Annotated in this window: 14 protein-coding genes; 12 read left to right on the top strand and 2 right to left on the bottom strand. The window is 60.9% G+C overall.

Annotated features, from left to right (window positions below; all coding sequences use genetic code 11):
* Positions 1–75 precede the first annotated feature (75 nt).
* On the bottom strand, positions 76–1,344 hold the full coding sequence (locus R3F07_07785; GenBank protein MEZ5276263.1) for a tagaturonate epimerase family protein: 1,269 nt from the start codon (positions 1,342–1,344) through the stop codon (positions 76–78).
* Between the two features lie 23 nt (positions 1,345–1,367).
* Here R3F07_07785 and R3F07_07780 point away from each other — a divergent pair, with 23 nt between their 5' ends.
* From R3F07_07780 to R3F07_07760, 5 genes are all read left to right on the top strand, one after another.
* The gene (locus R3F07_07780; protein ID MEZ5276262.1) at positions 1,368–2,429 is read left to right on the top strand and encodes a LacI family DNA-binding transcriptional regulator; all 1,062 of its coding nucleotides are present in this window, start codon (positions 1,368–1,370) and stop codon (positions 2,427–2,429) included.
* Between the two features lie 46 nt (positions 2,430–2,475).
* Positions 2,476–3,258 (top strand): SDR family oxidoreductase, encoded by a 783-nt coding sequence (locus R3F07_07775; protein ID MEZ5276261.1) that lies wholly within the window; start codon positions 2,476–2,478, stop codon positions 3,256–3,258.
* A 118-nt stretch (positions 3,259–3,376) separates the two neighbouring features.
* Positions 3,377–4,354: an ABC transporter substrate-binding protein gene (locus tag R3F07_07770; protein MEZ5276260.1), complete on the top strand. Its 978-nt coding sequence runs from the start codon at positions 3,377–3,379 to the stop codon at positions 4,352–4,354.
* Between the two features lie 99 nt (positions 4,355–4,453).
* Positions 4,454–4,894, top strand: a complete 441-nt coding sequence (locus R3F07_07765; GenBank protein ID MEZ5276259.1) for a hypothetical protein — start codon at positions 4,454–4,456, stop codon at positions 4,892–4,894.
* A 78-nt stretch (positions 4,895–4,972) separates the two neighbouring features.
* On the top strand, positions 4,973–5,887 hold the full coding sequence (locus tag R3F07_07760; GenBank protein ID MEZ5276258.1) for an aminotransferase class IV: 915 nt from the start codon (positions 4,973–4,975) through the stop codon (positions 5,885–5,887).
* A gap of 43 nt (positions 5,888–5,930) precedes the next feature.
* Here R3F07_07760 and moeB read toward each other — a convergent pair whose 3' ends face one another.
* The gene (moeB, locus tag R3F07_07755) at positions 5,931–7,118 is read right to left on the bottom strand and encodes a molybdopterin-synthase adenylyltransferase MoeB (protein MEZ5276257.1); all 1,188 of its coding nucleotides are present in this window, start codon (positions 7,116–7,118) and stop codon (positions 5,931–5,933) included.
* A gap of 111 nt (positions 7,119–7,229) precedes the next feature.
* Here moeB and R3F07_07750 point away from each other — a divergent pair, with 111 nt between their 5' ends.
* From R3F07_07750 to R3F07_07720, 7 genes are all read left to right on the top strand, one after another.
* Positions 7,230–8,318, top strand: coding sequence for a sugar phosphate nucleotidyltransferase (locus tag R3F07_07750; GenBank protein ID MEZ5276256.1), 1,089 nt, complete (start codon positions 7,230–7,232; stop codon positions 8,316–8,318).
* A 30-nt stretch (positions 8,319–8,348) separates the two neighbouring features.
* Positions 8,349–8,792 carry a Holliday junction resolvase RuvX gene (gene ruvX, locus R3F07_07745; GenBank protein ID MEZ5276255.1) on the top strand — a complete coding sequence of 148 codons (444 nt, stop codon included), beginning with the start codon at positions 8,349–8,351 and terminating at the stop codon, positions 8,790–8,792.
* A 6-nt stretch (positions 8,793–8,798) separates the two neighbouring features.
* The gene (truA, locus tag R3F07_07740) at positions 8,799–9,590 is read left to right on the top strand and encodes a tRNA pseudouridine(38-40) synthase TruA (protein ID MEZ5276254.1); all 792 of its coding nucleotides are present in this window, start codon (positions 8,799–8,801) and stop codon (positions 9,588–9,590) included.
* 1 nt (position 9,591) lies between these two features.
* A complete protein-coding gene (locus R3F07_07735) occupies positions 9,592–10,323 on the top strand; it encodes a ComF family protein (protein ID MEZ5276253.1) in 732 nt (243 codons plus the stop codon).
* Between the two features lie 69 nt (positions 10,324–10,392).
* Positions 10,393–11,262, top strand: coding sequence for an acetyl-CoA carboxylase, carboxyltransferase subunit beta (gene accD, locus R3F07_07730; protein MEZ5276252.1), 870 nt, complete (start codon positions 10,393–10,395; stop codon positions 11,260–11,262).
* A gap of 62 nt (positions 11,263–11,324) precedes the next feature.
* The gene (locus R3F07_07725) at positions 11,325–12,632 is read left to right on the top strand and encodes a folylpolyglutamate synthase/dihydrofolate synthase family protein (GenBank protein MEZ5276251.1); all 1,308 of its coding nucleotides are present in this window, start codon (positions 11,325–11,327) and stop codon (positions 12,630–12,632) included.
* Positions 12,633–12,802: 170 nt separating this feature from the next.
* Positions 12,803–13,285, top strand: coding sequence for a fasciclin domain-containing protein (locus tag R3F07_07720; GenBank protein ID MEZ5276250.1), 483 nt, complete (start codon positions 12,803–12,805; stop codon positions 13,283–13,285).
* The last annotated feature ends 97 nt before the right edge of the window (positions 13,286–13,382 follow it).

The following is a 13,382-nucleotide window of genomic DNA, read 5'->3' as shown; positions in this document are numbered from 1 at the left end:
GGGAAGATCGTCGACCAGACTTCCGCGTCCGTCAAGCGGACAGTTGCAGATCGTCCTTCGGGAGGATCGCCGGCCTCACCCCTGGTTCAGCCCGCTGAGGTGGCGGCCGAGATGATGATCGAGGACCTCGCGGTAGAGGTCGGCCTCACGGTTGAGATTCTCGAGGAGGGCGTCATGGAAGGTCCGGCCGGACGGCAATTTTCCGACGGTGAGGACCGAACCGAAAGTCACGTGGAGCAGCTGTCTCCCGGGGATCGTCTCGAGAAAGCGGTCTTCCCGAGCGCCTCCATCCGTGAAGAGCCGGTCAATCTGCCCGGTGGTGGTGGAGATATGATAACTGTGCTTGTCCGCATCGAATCGGGATCGGCTGTATTCGGCAATCGAGTCGAAGAGGGCGGGATCGGTCCGGCAGACGACGCGCAGGGCTTCAAGATAGCTGGTGCCGGCCGTCTTGACATGAAGCAACGAGCCGCAGACCCGGCCGATGACCGGGTAGATGGAGAACTTGTCCGATCCGCTGTGGATGCTGATCTTGTAGGGGCCGTAGGCGCGGGCAATGGCGACATGGCGTTCGAGATCGGATTCAAATGCCCGGAGGTCCCCGATATAGTCGATTCCCTTCTCGAAGGCTCCGACAAAGCGGGGAGCGAGGCTGACCACCCGGACTTTCCTGCGTCTCAGTTCGAGCGCGAAGAAGAGGTGTTCGAGCGGCGAAGTGGGGGAGTCGGTTTCGTCGACCGAGACCTCGATTTCCTGCCGGTTGCCGGGCACGGTCGACTCGATATGGCGGTTGAGACGTTCACAGTGATGAATGGCCCGTCCGTATTTCACCGCGGCGCGGCTGAGTTCCTCGCTCGAGAAAACCAACGGTTCACCCTGGTCGAACTCAAATGGACGGTTGACGTAGGCCTCCATCCAGTTTTCGGGAAGCACGCCGTCGGCCACCATAGAAGCGATTCGGGCCTCCAGTTCGTCGGCGGGCATTGTGTCCGCCCGGTTCTCCACGTAGGCGGAGGGATCGAGGGTGAAGAGGCAGAATCCCACTGCCGCAGTCACGTCGATGTCCGCCTCCGTCTTCAGGTGGTCCGCATCCGCACCCCAGGTGCCCTTGAAGCCGGCGTGTTCCAGAGCGGTCCGGGCGGCGTCCATGACTTCGATTGGCGTGCGTTGGGTCCGGTCCATTTCGCGGATCGATTGTTGCGCGAAAATCGGCGCAAAGTCGGACTTGGATACAGCGGAAAGATGCCCGGGGGTGGCCAGACCGAGCCGGTCGCCAAAGCCGAAGGATTTGGTCAAACCAAGAGGTGAGGGTTGGGGTGTCATGGGAATTGGGTTGCTTATCACACACGTGTTTGTAAAGGGAAGGTATGTCAATCGGAAAGCCGGATCGGCCGATTTCTTCGACCTCGGCGCTTGCGCGACACCTCGGGCTTTCCCGTTGGACGATTTCGCGGGTGCTCAACGGTCATGCCGGCGTGCGGGAGGAAACGGTGATCCGGGTCCGGGAGGCGATGAAGGATCTGGGATTCGTCCCCAGTGTGATGGCGCGGGGCCTGCGTGGCGGCCGGACCGGTCTGATCGGGATCTCGTTCCAGGGATTCGACATCCCGATTTTCGTCCAGAAAGTCGCGGTTCTCCAGACCGCCTTGAGGCGCGTGGGTCTTCGTTCGCTGATTGAGTTGACTGATCGGGATCCCGGGCTTGAGCGCGATGTGGCGGCCCATTTTGTGTCGGTCGGTGTGGAAGGAATCGTGCTGGTTGGTGGACCGGCGGGGAGCGGGACGGGCGGAGTGGTCGACTTCCTGCGGGATCGGGCCATCCCCACCGTGATCATCGATCCCGGCGTCTCGGTCCCTCTTCCGACGGTCGAGATGGACCGTGGCGAAGGCATGCGCTTGATTCTTCATCATCTCAGACAACTGGGCCACCGCCGGCCGGTCCTGCTCGGGCTCGACCGGACGATCGCCTATGGTCCCAGCCGATGGCGGGGCATTGATTCGGTGGCGGTGGAGGAGGGGCTTGATCCGGCGTCGGCCTTCACGACGATCCTCGAAGAAACGGTTGACGCGATGGACTACGACTACGGCCGGCGCCTCGCGGATCGGGTCCTAGGATTGAGCCCGCGACCGACCGCCCTGGTGGCATTGAACGACCAGGTTGCGATCGGGGCGATGGCCCGCCTGCAGGAATCGGGGATCGAGATTCCGCGAGATTTGTCCATGGTCGGATTCGACAACCTGGAAGTGTCCGCCCATGTATCGCCGTCCCTGACGACAATCGATCAACGGGTGACAGTGCTGATGCAGGCGGGAATCGACCTGCTCAGGAACCAGATGGACTCGGGATTTGGCGCGGCGGTCAAGCCGGTCCGGATCAAACCCAACCTGGTAATCAGGCGGTCCACCGGCCCGGCACCGAGAGGTGCCTGAGGCCGCGCGATCCGCATCCAATCTCTCAGGGAGCTTCTTTCTATCTATGAATAACGAAAACTATCTTAAGAACATCTTTGGCCTGGATGACAGTGTTGCCGTGGTTATCGGGGGAACGGGCGAGCTATGTGGGGCCATGGCGGAGGGCCTGGCCGGAGCGGGCGCCCATGTCGTCCTGGTCGGCCGCAGTGAAGAAAAGGCGCGGATCCGGAGGCAGCGCATCGAGTCAGCCGGAGGTTCAGCCTCCTTCCTCGCGGCGGAGATCAGCGAGCGCGTCGGGCTGGAAAAGCTCCATGATTCGGTCATGGAGGCCTACGGCCGCGTGGACATTCTGGTCAATGGAGCCGGGGTGAATTCGCCGACCCCGTTCCTTGATATTTCGGAGGAGGAATTCGATCGGATCATGAACATCAACGTGAAGGCGGTCTTTGGCGCGTGCCAGGTTTTCGGGAAGACCATGGTCGGGCAGAAGTCCGGTTCGATCATCAATGTCGGCTCCATGTCGGGCCTGATCCCGCTCTCCCGGGTCTTCACCTATTCAATGTCGAAGGCGGCCATCCATAATCTTTCAAAGAACCTCGCCCGCGAATGGGCGCCCTCCGGAGTCCGGGTGAACACCATTGTCCCGGGTTTCTTTCCGGCAGAACAGAACCGCAAGGTCCTCACCCCGGACCGGGTGTCCAGCATCATGGGACACACGCCGATGAAACGTTTCGGTGAGGCTTCCGAGCTGGTCGGGGCGACTCTTCTGCTGGCTTCCAGGGCGGGATCCTTTGTCACGGGAACCGAGATCGTGGTGGACGGTGGCTACGCGGCCATGACGATATAGAGGAACGCGGGTCGGTGCGGCCGCGGCGCACGGAGAGGGGGTCGCCTGCATTCGGATCCGCCTTTAGGAGTCTGATGGATTGATTTGTGCTTTTCCCGAGGCAGGGTAGGTATTCTGTATGAATCGATTTGTCTCAGCTGCTGTCTCAGGGTTCTTCCTGCTACTCTCATTCGGTTGCGCGCGCAGTGATCGGTCGGAATCGGCGGTCACGGGATCGGACCCCGGCACCATCGTGGTTCAGTTGGACTGGGTGGCTGAACCGGAGCACGGCGGCTTTTACCAGGCCGAAGCCCTGGGGTATTTCACCGAGGAGGGACTGGATGTCCGACTGGTCCAGGGTGGGGCGAACGCTTTTGTTCACCAGAAGATCGCGACCGGGCAGGCGCAGTTCGGCCAATCGGATTCCACCAACACACTGCTGGCAATGGCCCAAGGCCTTCCCCTCATCAACGTGGCCGCTGTCTTTCAGCACGATCCCTCGGTTCTCATGCTCCATCAGAGCAATCCGATATCCAGTTTTGAGGAGTTGAACGGAAAGACGATCATGGCCCGGCCGGAATGGGCGTTCCTGGCCTACCTGCGTCAGAAATACCGGATCGATTTCAATGTCATTCCGCAGAATTTCGGGCTCGCCCAGTTCATCGCAGACCCCGGGTTTATCCAGCAGGGATTCTATATAGCGGAGCCGTTCTTTCTCGAGCAGCAGGGGGTCACGCCGAAATTCCTCTACGCATGGGACGCGGGGTTTGATGCCTATACCGTGATCATCGGCAATCGGGATTTTGTCCGTGATCATCCCGAAGCGACCAAAGCATTCCTTCGTGCCTACATCAGGGGTTATCGAAGCTACCTGACGGGGGATCCCGGACCCGCCCATGCGATCATGCTGCAAATCAATCCGAAGGTCACCCCCGACTACCTTGAGTTTTCCCGGGGGATGATTCTCTCGGAGAAACTCGCCACCGGGCCTGAAGGCGATATGGACACGGTCGGTCGGATATCACGTGATCGATTTGCGACACAGATTGAACAACTGGAGACGCTTGGAATTCTGAAGCCCGGATCGGTTTCTCTGGACCGTGTGATGATCGATTGATCTGGAGCGGGGCGAGCCTGACGCAGATACGGTTGTATAGGAAAAGACAGATCGAAATAGGATTGCCTTTATTGAATGTGCTTTGATAAATTATAGCTTATGTTAACTGAAATTCTCAAAGAGATCGATCATCAGAAATCAAAACTCGAAGCACTCGGGCAATCAATGCTTGAGAATCTCCATTCGATGCTGGGATACGAGAGTCGTTCTGATCTGATCAAGAAATTACAGGGTCTTGGTGCTCCGAAGAAGGCGACCCGAACCAAGCGCAAAGCGGCCGCCAGGTCGTCGAGCAGGAAGGCTCCGAAGGCCGCCAAGAAAGCACCGGCAAAGGCCGCGAAAAAGGCGCCTGCCAAGAAGGCTGCCAGGAAGGCGGGCGGGCGCCGCAAGCGGACCACGATCACGCCGGAAATCCGCGATGGCGTCATCGCGGCAGTCAAGGGCGGGGCAACCAGCGGTGCGGTGGCGGCTCAGTTCGGTGTTTCCGTTCCGACCGTTCAGAACATCAAGAAAGCAGCCGGTCTCACCAAGAAGAGCTGAGGTCGACAGAATTCTCCATTAAAGAGCCCGGCTGCGATGCGGCCGGGCTTTCCTTTTTCCGGGGAAGCGACCATCCTCATGGAAATATCGATGCCCTATATCCAGGCCAATTCAAACGGGATGCTTCACGATGCCTCCCAACCCTCGATCTCCCCGCTGGATCGGGGTTTTCTTTATGGAGATTCGGTTTATGAAGTCTGGCGGACGTTTGGCGAGCACGTCTTCGCCTTTGGTGAGCATTGGGAACGTCTGGAGCGTTCCGCCGGAGCGATCGGCCTCGTCCTTCCGGTGGACCGATCAACGGCGATCCGGGAAATCGCCCGGACGATCGCGGCCTACAGGCAGGTGACTTCATGGTCGGGCGCCTGCTATATCCGCCTACAGATCTCGCGCGGCAGCGGACCGATCGGTCTGGATTCCGCTTTGGCCGATCGGGCCCGCTATTTCCTTTATGTGCAGAAGCTGACCGAATTGAGCCCGGCCCAATTGGAAGGCGGACTCCGTCTGCATCCGGCCCGGCGTTTTCAGCGCAATCTGCGGACGGCGGTGGATCCCTCTTCGAAGACCGGAAACTATATGAACAATCTCCTTTGCCTGCGGGAGGCGAAGGAGGCGGGAGCCGATGATGTCGTCATGTTCAATCAGGCCGGGGATGTGACCGAGGCCGCCACCGCCAATCTGTTTTTTGTCAAGGGCAGCCGGGTGGTGACGCCACCCCTGTCCAGCGGTATCCTGGGCGGAGTGACGCGGCAATTGCTCCTTTACCGGATCGAGCGCCCCGAGGGCCTCCAACTGATTGAACGGAGAATCCCGGGCACGGAGATCGAGGCCTTTGACGAATGTTTCATCGCATCGACCACCCGTGATATCGTGCCGGTTGCGGGGATCGGCGGGAAGGGCTACCGCACGGGAGCCGGCACGGTATCCAGGCGATTGAAGCGGGCTTTTGAAGACTACCTCAGCGCGTATCCGGGCGTGAAATACACGGACTGAAGGGTGTGCCCTTCCGACCGTTGGGCCCTGCCGCGGCCTGGTCCTAATAACGGGGGATCTTCGGATCGACGGTCCGTGACCACGCATCGATGCCGCCGCGGATATTGACGACCTTCTCGTAGCCGCGGGCGCGCAGAAACTGGACGACCCTTGCACTGCGGTGGCCGTGGTGACAGAGAACGAGGAGGGTTCGATCCTCGGGTATCTGATCCAGTGAGCCGGGAATCTGCCCCATGGGCAGGTCGAGGGAGTCGTCGATCCGGCAGATCGCCCGTTCATAGGGTTCACGGACATCGAGGACCATGGAAAGGGGGTCCGACTGAAGCAGGAGGTGGACTTCGGCGGGGTCCATTTCGAACGGCAGGTCCGTGCTCATGGGGGGCGGGTCGGGTGGTGGTTTGCGGTGGGAGGCCAGGGAGGTGATGCCTGGCGAGACCGAGCAAAGCGGACAGTCCGGATTCTTCCGGATGCGGATTTTTTGAAAATGCAGGTCGAGGGCATCCACAATGAGCAGGGTGCCGCTCAGGCCCTGGCCGATGTCCAGAATCCGCTTGATGGTCTCGGTGGCCTGAAGGCTGCCGATCACTCCGCACAGGGCGCCGAGGACTCCGGCTTCCGCGCAGTTGGGGACGGCCTCCCCGGTCGGTGCTTCGGGGAAGAGGCATCGGTAGCAGGGGCCGCCTCTCGCCGTGTCGAAAACGCTGACCTGGCCCTGGAAGCGGAAGAGGCTGCCGTAGACGAGTGGTCGCCGGGCGAGATGGGCGGCGTCGGCGGTCAGGTAGCGGGTCGGGAAATTGTCGCTGCCATCGAGAATGAAGTCGTAGGCCGAGAAGAGCTCGACGGCGTTGTCCGGAGTCACGCCCTCCGGATGCAGTCGCACGACGAGGTGCGGATTCCATTCGGCAAGGGCATCCCGTCCGGATTCGGTCTTGGCCCGACCAAGATCCCGGTCGCGATGAAGGATCTGGCGCTGTAGATTATGGGCTTCGACCTGGTCGAAATCGGCCAGTCCGATTGTTCCTATGCCGGCTGCCGCCAGGTATATGGCGGCAGGGCTCCCCAAACCACCGGCGCCCACGACCAGAACCTTCGCCTGCTTCAATCGGCTTTGACCCTCCAGACCGATCTCCGGCAGCATGAGGTGGCGACTGTAGCGGACAGTCTCCTCTGCCGAGAGCTTTGCGGCGGGAGCGGAAGAGTCGGGTGAGTCGGAATCGGATCGGGCGGGCATGGGAACGGGCAGTGGATGAAAGGAAGCCGGGATTTCGGGGTGCGTCAACCGGTCCCTTGCCTCCGGTCTTCCTCGTTGACCTGTCCGGCCGGCGAACAGATGGTAACGCGGATGAAGAATCGATTTGTGGTGGTCATGGCCGGAGGGAAGGGAGAGCGTTTCTGGCCGGAAAGCCGGCTTCGGCGGCCGAAGCAATTACTCCCGATTGCCGGCGAAGAGCCGATGCTTGTCCAGACGATCAATCGTTTGCCGGGGCTGGTCCCGCTGGAAAACGTCCTCATCCTGACCAATCGCGAGCAGATCGCCGCCGTAAGGGAGGCTTGCCCGCATCTTCCGGCCGAGAATATCGTGGCCGAACCGGAAGGCCGAGATACGGCGGCCGCTGTCGGTCTGGCGGCCCTCATGGTCAGAAGCCGTTGCGCGACAGCCACCCTGGCCATGCTGCCCGCGGATCACGTCATCCGCGATGGCGCCGCCTTTCGAACCTCGCTCGAGGCAGCCTTTGAAGCCGCTGAAGCCGATCCGGTGCTGGTCACCCTGGGGATTGTCCCGACGGAGCCGGCCACCGGATATGGTTATATCCAGCGGGGCGAGCCTTGCTCCACCGCGGCGGAGCAGAGTGTCTACCGGGTCCGGCGTTTCGTGGAAAAGCCGGATCTGGAAACGGCAAAGGCTTATCTGGCTTCCGGCGACTATTTCTGGAATGGGGGCATCTTCGTCTGGCAGGTCTCCACGATTGAAGAGGCCTTCGAAAGGCACGCCCCGGAACTGCGCGAAGGATTTCGGACGATCGAGACCGCCCTGGCGGCGGGTGGGGATTTCGCGACCGTTCTCAGGGAATTCTTTCCGGGTCTGCGTCGGATTTCCGTGGATTTTGCCATCATGGAGAAGGCGGACAATGTGGTGACGATTCCGGCGGGTTTTGAATGGGACGATGTCGGGTCCTGGCCGGCGGCGGCGCGCCATATGAAGAACGTCGGCGACGGCAATGCGGTGCGGGGGCAGGTCATGATTGAGAGTGGGACGGGCAATATCGTGGTTTCCGGAGAGGGTCACCTCGTTGCTCTGATCGGTTGCGACGATCTGGTGGTGATTCATACAGCCGATGCCACCCTGGTCTGTCCGCGTGGGGAATCGCAGAGAATCAAGGATCTGGTCACCAGGCTGGGCCGGGATCCGGCCTATCGTCACCTGCTCTGATTTCCCGGTTCGGGTTCATTAACACTTGTCATGCGTTGTCTCGGAATCGACTATGGCGAACGCCGGATCGGATTGAGTTACGGGGACGAGATCGGCGTGGCCACGCCCCTGCCGGCGCTCGATGCGATCGATCGCGCCGAGGGATTTGTCCGTTTGGCAAAGATCCTTCAGGATCGCCGGATCAGCGACCTGGTTGTCGGTTACCCGCTGAACATGGACGGGACCGCCGGCTTCAAGGCGCGCGAGGTCGATGTCTTCATCGACGAGCTTTCCGCCCGTTTCGATCTGCCCGTCCATCGGGTGGATGAACGATTGACCACGGAAACGGTGCGGACCTCGTTGCCGAAGGGTCGCGACGACGCCCTTCGCCGTTCGGGAAAGATCGATTCGATGGCGGCCGCCGTCATCCTTCAGGATTTCCTCGACCAACGGACGGGTCTCGAAATGTGGGCACCCGAAGGGGAGGGAGGCTGAAGGATCATGCGTTGGAAGTGTGTCTGTGCCTATGATGGAGGGGCCTTTCATGGCTGGCAGAGTCAGGCCAATGCCCTTTCGGTTCAGGATGCGATCGAAGACGCCCTGGCATCGGTTTTCCGGCGTCCGGTGCGCATCCATGGCAGTGGGCGCACGGATACCGGGGTTCACGCCGTGGGGCAGGTATTCCATTTCGACGGCGAGTGGAGGCATGGAGGAACGCGGTTGACCGGGGCCCTGGGCACCCATCTGCCGCCGACTGTTCTGGTGAAATCGACCGTGCAGGTGGCGGACGGATTTCACGCCCGTTTTGATGCGACCGGGAAGCGCTATCATTACCGGATCATCCTGGGGCGGGCCGAACCTCACGAAGCGGCCTGGTGCCTCGCCTTGCCGGGGCCGCTGGATCTCGGCCTCATGAGGGCGGCCGCCGCTGTCCTGATCGGCCGGCACGACTTCGCCCCGTTTGGGGCGTCCAATGGTGATGAAATTGAGGATACCGTCAAAGATCTGCGGTGCCTGCGGATCTCCCGCCGGGGGCGTCGGATCCGGATCACGGTTGAGGCGAGCGGGTTTCTCTATCATATGGCACGCAGCCTGGTTGGAACCCTTCTGAAAGTGGGTTTGGGGCGCCTGTCGGTTGCGGAGGTCAGTCGTGTCCTGACCTCCGGTCACCGCATTCCGCTGATCGAGACCGCTCCGGCCCACGGTTTGTTTCTTGAGAAGGTCTTTTATCGAAGCGACGGGGAGGCCGGACCTTCGGGGCCACTGCGTCCGGAGGTGCCAAGTAATTCTTGATATGAGGAAACGCGGACAGTGGGTCGGCGGATTCCTGGATGTGATCTTCCCCCGGAGTTGTCTCAATTGCGGCCGGGCGGTGAACGGGGACAGTTTTCGACACCTCTGCCAAACCTGTGGTCGCCGGGTTGTCCATGCGGTGGCACCCCGATGCGACACCTGCGGTTATCCGGTTTTCGGGGCAGTCGAATCGGCCAGGACCTGTCCGCATTGTCTCCACCTCGACCCGGTTTATGGAACCGGCCGAACCGCGGCTCTCTTCCAGGGCCCGGTCCGCTCACTGATCATCGCCTTCAAGTATGAGCGGGCGGAATACGTGGTGGGAGATCTGGTCCGGCTCGCGATCGAAAGCCCGGGCTTCACCGATTTTCTCCGTGGGGCTGTGCTGGTGCCGGTACCCCTGCATCCCCGGAAACGGAGGGAACGTGGCTACAACCAGAGTGAGGTCATGGCGCACGCCCTCGCCCGGGCGGTGGGAGAGGGCACGCGGGTGGCAGATCTTTTGATTCGAGTGGAAGATACGGTTTCCCAGACCCGATTCTCCCGCCGGGAGCGGCAGACCAACCTGAAAAATGCCTTTGCCTTGGCGGCGGATGCCCAGATACTGACCGATCAACGTCACATCATCATCGACGATGTTTTCACCACCGGTTCCACCCTCAACGCTTGTGCACTGGTCCTTCGCCGTTCCGGGCTGAGGGCGCTTGATGTTGCCACCATTGGCCATGGGTGAGGGGGCGGGTCGGGTGGTGAGAGTTGGTGGAAACGGGTTCTCGAATCCAATCTGAGCGGAATTCATTTCATGGCGCTTTTCAGTAAACCTAAGTATTCAACCGTTACTGTTCGCAAGCGGGACATTCCCGAGGGACTCTGGAAGAAGTGCCCGGTCTCCGGAGAACTCGTCTTTGCAAAGGAACTTGATGCCAACCAACAGGTTGTCCCGGGTAGTGGCTATCATTTCCCGATCACTTCCGAGGACCGGATCCGTTTTCTGCTCGATGAGGGAAGCTTTGAGGAGTTCGACGTCGGCTTGCTGCCGATGGACCCTCTCGAGTTCGTCGATGCGGTGCCCTATCCGGAGCGACTGAAAAAATACCAGAAGAGCAGTGGTCTTCCGGAGGGGGTTGTCTGTGGGGTGGGGGCGATCCATCAGATTCCTATTTCATTGGCGGTCATGGACTTCCGATTCAGTGCCGGTTCGATGGGATCGGTCGTGGGTGAGAAGATCACGCGGGCGATCGAACGGGCCGTTGAGCGCAAGATACCGCTGGTCATCTTCTCGGCTTCCGGCGGTGCCCGGATGCAGGAAGGCATTCTCAGCCTGATGCAGATGGCCAAAACGAGTGCCGCCCTCGCCCGATTGGATGATGCCGGGTTGCCGTTCTTCTCCGTGTTGACCAATCCGACTACCGGGGGCGTGACAGCCAGTTTTGCCGTGCTCGGCGACGTCAACCTGGCGGAGCCCGGCGCCCTGATCGGGTTCGCGGGTCCCCGGGTCATCAAGGAAACGACTCAACAGGATCTTCCTGACGGATTCCAGAGCTCGGAGTTCCTCTTGAGGCATGGACTGATTGACCAGATTGTTCCCCGAACGGAAATGCGGGAACGGCTCAGGGATCTGCTTCTGCTCTTCGGTTTCGACCCGAAGGGTGCGGTGATGGCGGGCAAGTAGCCGGACTCGGTCCAATCGGTCGGGCTTGCTCTGAATCGGCGCCTTCGCCAGCGTCCGCGATTGTGAATCGTTCTCCCGATCTCATCGATTACCCCGCAGTCCGGGATTATCTCTTCAGTCTCAAGCACCATGGTGCCAAGTTCGGCATCGATCGGATGCGGCTATTGTCCGAACGGCTCGGGCATCCGGAAAGAGCGTATCCGGTGGTGCATATTGCCGGCACCAATGGCAAAGGATCGGTTGCTGCAATGGTTGACTCCATCCTCCGGCAAACCGGTCTGAAAGTCGGGCTCTTCACCTCGCCGCATCTTGTCCGGCAGGGTGAGAGGATTCAGGTCAACCGGGAGATTCTCCATGAAAATGAAATCGTGGCCTATACGCGGGAATTGCAGCACGTGGCCGAGGCCATGGCCCGGATCGACCCGGAGGATCATCCAAGTTTTTTTGAGTTCATGACGGCGATGGCCTTTCTCCACTTTGCCCGCGCGCGGGTCGATGTCGGAGTGATCGAAGTCGGCCTGGGTGGCCGGCTCGATGCAACCAATGTCGTCCGGCCGGCGGTGACCGCAATCACCTCGATCGGCCTCGATCATTGCGAGATCCTGGGGGATACCATCGCCCGAATTGCGGCGGAGAAAGCCGGGATCATCAAGTCGGGTATTCCGCTGGTTCTCGGCCAGGTTCCCGATGAAGCGGAGGACGTCATCCGGTCGGTCTGTCTGGAACGCGGATCGCCCCTGTTCCCGGTTGACGAACACTTCGGCGAACATATCGACGATTATCCGAGGACCAACCTGGAGGGTGACTATCAGCGCATCAACGCGGGTACAGCGACCCTGATCTGCAGGCGACTCACGGATCGATTCGAAATCCCGGAGGCCGCGCTCAAAGCGGGGCTGGGTGGTGTCAGTTGGCCGGGGCGCTGGCAACGGATGGAGGTGGGAGGCCGTCATCTCATCCTCGATGCGGCTCACAATGTGGATGCGGCCGCGTGGCTGGCCGCCAATCTGGCCCACCTGGTGGCGCTGAACGGGTGCAAACCGAAGGTGGTGGTCGGATGCCTGGGCCGTCCTCGGGCGGTCGCTCTGCTTGCCGTTCTCGCGGAGTATGCCGCCGAACTGTTCCTGGTCGTGCCGCATCAACCCCGGGCCACCGGGTTCGGCGAACTGGAGACGCTCGTACCGGAGGGATTCCCGGGAATCGTTCACCGATCGAACCTGGCGCAGCTCTTTCCCTCCCCAGGAGACTGCTCGGTGGGGGCTCCCGGCGATACCGTGTTGGTGACCGGTTCGATCTACCTCCTGGGTGAGGTGATGGAACGCCTTCACTTCGCTGAATCTCCCAATCAGGGAATGCTTCAGGACGGTTGAGGGCGGGCGATCCGATCTCCGGCCCCGGGGCTTTTCAGGAGCCACCCTCAAGTGGACCGCCGCCTGCAGACAGGGGCAATGATGCATCCGGAACGGGTGGTCGGGCGAACAAGGGTTCGGGACGGGAAACATTCCCGATTCACAAAATCAACCGCAGACACACACACGTTATGAACAGGTTTCTCACTTCACTCGCACTTGTCACTTCCCTCTCGATGGGCGGCACGGCGTTCGGCATGAATCATGGAAAGGCAGACATCGTCGACACGGCGGTTTCGGCCGGATCATTCTCCACCCTGGTGGCCGCAGTGCAAGCCGCCGGGCTCGTCGATACACTCAAGAGCGAAGGTCCCTTCACGGTATTCGCTCCCACCGACGACGCCTTTGCCAAGCTTCCGGAAGGCACCGTCGCTTCGCTTCTGCTTCCAGAGAACAAGGACAAGCTGATCGCTATCCTGACCTACCACGTGGTGCCGGCCAAGGTCATGGCTGCCGATGTCGCGACGGGCGAGGCCCCGACGGTCAACGGGAAGGCCCTTGCGATTGTCGTGTCCGACGCGGGGGTCATGGTGGGGGATGCCAACGTCATCAAGACGGACATTGAGACTTCCAACGGTGTCATCCATGTGATCGACACGGTGCTCCTGCCCTGATCTCGGAGTTATTTGTTTGGTGAAGAGCCCGGCACCGCATGGTGCCGGGCTTTTCTTTTCCGGGCCCCGACCTCGCTTGGATGATCCGCCCCGAAAT

The sequence above is a fragment of the Opitutaceae bacterium genome, assembly GCA_041395105.1.
Lineage (GTDB): Bacteria > Verrucomicrobiota > Verrucomicrobiia > Opitutales > Opitutaceae > B12-G4.
The sequence above is the reverse complement of the archived record's forward strand: the minus strand, read 5'-3'. Positions and strand labels throughout refer to the sequence as shown.

Coding starts and splice junctions, on each gene's coding strand:
- R3F07_07780 (MEZ5276262.1), top strand. CDS start 1,368: ATGTCAATCGGAAAGCCGGATCGGCCGATTTCTTCGACCTCGGCGCTT.
- R3F07_07775 (MEZ5276261.1), top strand. CDS start 2,476: ATGAATAACGAAAACTATCTTAAGAACATCTTTGGCCTGGATGACAGT.
- R3F07_07770 (MEZ5276260.1), top strand. CDS start 3,377: ATGAATCGATTTGTCTCAGCTGCTGTCTCAGGGTTCTTCCTGCTACTC.
- R3F07_07765 (MEZ5276259.1), top strand. CDS start 4,454: ATGTTAACTGAAATTCTCAAAGAGATCGATCATCAGAAATCAAAACTC.
- R3F07_07760 (MEZ5276258.1), top strand. CDS start 4,973: ATGGAAATATCGATGCCCTATATCCAGGCCAATTCAAACGGGATGCTT.
- moeB (MEZ5276257.1), bottom strand. CDS start 7,118: ATGCCCGCCCGATCCGATTCCGACTCACCCGACTCTTCCGCTCCCGCC.
- R3F07_07750 (MEZ5276256.1), top strand. CDS start 7,230: ATGAAGAATCGATTTGTGGTGGTCATGGCCGGAGGGAAGGGAGAGCGT.
- ruvX (MEZ5276255.1), top strand. CDS start 8,349: ATGCGTTGTCTCGGAATCGACTATGGCGAACGCCGGATCGGATTGAGT.
- truA (MEZ5276254.1), top strand. CDS start 8,799: ATGCGTTGGAAGTGTGTCTGTGCCTATGATGGAGGGGCCTTTCATGGC.
- R3F07_07735 (MEZ5276253.1), top strand. CDS start 9,592: ATGAGGAAACGCGGACAGTGGGTCGGCGGATTCCTGGATGTGATCTTC.
- accD (MEZ5276252.1), top strand. CDS start 10,393: ATGGCGCTTTTCAGTAAACCTAAGTATTCAACCGTTACTGTTCGCAAG.
- R3F07_07720 (MEZ5276250.1), top strand. CDS start 12,803: ATGAACAGGTTTCTCACTTCACTCGCACTTGTCACTTCCCTCTCGATG.